This window comes from Bradyrhizobium sp. NBAIM03, from assembly GCF_020194055.1.
Lineage (GTDB): Bacteria > Pseudomonadota > Alphaproteobacteria > Rhizobiales > Xanthobacteraceae > Bradyrhizobium > Bradyrhizobium yuanmingense.
On record NZ_JADYVS010000079.1, the window covers coordinates 1 to 1,910 of the forward strand.

The 1,910-nt window shown below is 57.4% G+C and carries 1 protein-coding gene; it reads left to right on the plus strand.

Annotated elements, in window-relative coordinates:
* Nucleotides 1-706 precede the first annotated feature (706 nt).
* Nucleotides 707-1,910 (plus strand): diguanylate cyclase (locus tag I6F21_RS37455; RefSeq protein WP_225184347.1); only part of this gene is annotated, 1,204 nt, incomplete at its 3' end.

Consider the following 1,910-nt stretch of genomic DNA (forward strand, 5'->3'; position numbering starts at 1 on the left):
ACCAGCCGGTGTGATATCTCTCGTCATGGCGTTGCTCTCCTTTGTGGAATCAGCACCCCGAGCCTACCGGCTCAAGGTGAGCAACGCCGACCTCTTCAGAAATTCAACAGAACCCGGGACATCCCCCAAAGCCGCAACTCCACTAACAACTATTCGGTCATGGTCCATCCATTGCAACATTTGCAGGTAGATTCGCACCACAATAGGTTGCTGCCGGGAGCTGTCATGTCGTTGCTTGCTACAACAGCGTCGCGTGACAGCCGTCGTTCCATCGAGCGCTCAACTGGCGGTCGCCTCACCTCGCCAAGGCGGCCGCCCCTTGGCGCGCGCCGCGAGCCAATCCGCTCGCCAGGCACTTGGCAGAAGGTCCGGATCAGGAGGCACAACGAGTAGGAACTAGGTCGCGCTGATTGCTATCGCACGTAAACTAGCGCCCTCCCTTGGCGCTCGCGCTCCAGAGTGTTCAAAGTCTTGAAGCGGCATATTCAGGATATAGCTCGTTGCTTCGGTGCGCGAACTTGCCGGTCGCTCGAACACAACGTTTGCGGGAGGCCGCTATCGCGCCCCGATGGTTCATTGCTGCTTGCGAAGCCGTTACTGTACTGAAGTTCGGCAATCGGCGCAACATCTGGTTCTCAACAATCATGCTGCGGCCAAGAACCTCACTGGGCCACCCCGCGCTGCGAAGTGTTTGAATGAGATGAGAATGCCAACTCCACGATTGCGCGTATTGCACTTCGATTGGCGCAGTTCTGCCACGAGGGACTTCATTGCTCTCTTCGGCGGCGTCGTTCTCGCTTCACTCTTAGCGCATCTCTATGGGCTTGCCCCCCGTTTGGCGCAGCTGGGACGGCGCTATGTGGATTCGGTATTACTCGACGACATTATATTCATTGTGTTCGTCGCGTTCTTGCTGAGCATTGCACTATCAATCTTTAGTGTTCGGCGCTACCGAGAACTCGCCCGCGGAATTGACGCACGAACCATTGCAGAAGGGGACGTCCGCGATTTGGCGCGACACGATCCATTGACTGGCTTGCCGAACCGCCGCCTGTTTGATGAGAAACTTGATCTGTGCGCTGGCCTCGCCACCGACACGCATCAAGTCGCTGTTCTGATGCTCGGCCTCGACGGCTTAAAGCGGATCAAGGATACGCACGGCCATGAAGCGGTGGACAAGGCAGTCTGCGAATTTGCCACAAGGCTTATCGACATCTTGCGCAAGGATGGCCTCCTGGCGAGGATCGGAGGCGACGAATTCGGGATCGTCCTGCCCAGCATTAGCTCCCTCGAAGATCCCGCCAACCTCGCGCGCCGTATGGTGGCGTCCGCCGCCGATACTCTCGCGATTGAGACTGGCGCAGCCGAGCTTAGTCTTGGCATTGGCATCGCCATCGCTCCGCTTGATGGCGTCAACCCCCACGAATTGGTCAGGCGCGCAGAACGCGCGCTTTATCGCGCGCAGAGCGACGGCAGGTCGCCTGTTCGCTTTTTCGAACCGGACATGGACATGCATGTCGAGCGGCGCATCAATATTGAGCGTGAGCTTCGGAGCGCTATCGCAACGCACATTATCGAGCCCCATTACCAGCCGGTTGTTTCACTCGTAAGTAATCGCATCGTCGGGTTCGAGGCGCTGGCCCGTTGGGAAAACAGGACATTAGGGCATATCCCGCCCGACGTGTTTATTCCAATTGCAGAAGAAACTGGCCTCATCAACGCTCTTGGAGATCAGGTTTTTCGCCGCGCGTGTCTTGATGCCACTGCGTGGCCGAAGACGTTCTCGCTTGCCTTCAACATTTCGCCTGTTCAGTTGCGGGATTCCGCGCTTGGAGAGCGCATTATATCGATCCTAGAGCAAACCGGCTTTGGTCCGCGCCGCCTGGAAATTGAAATTACAGAGAGCGCGT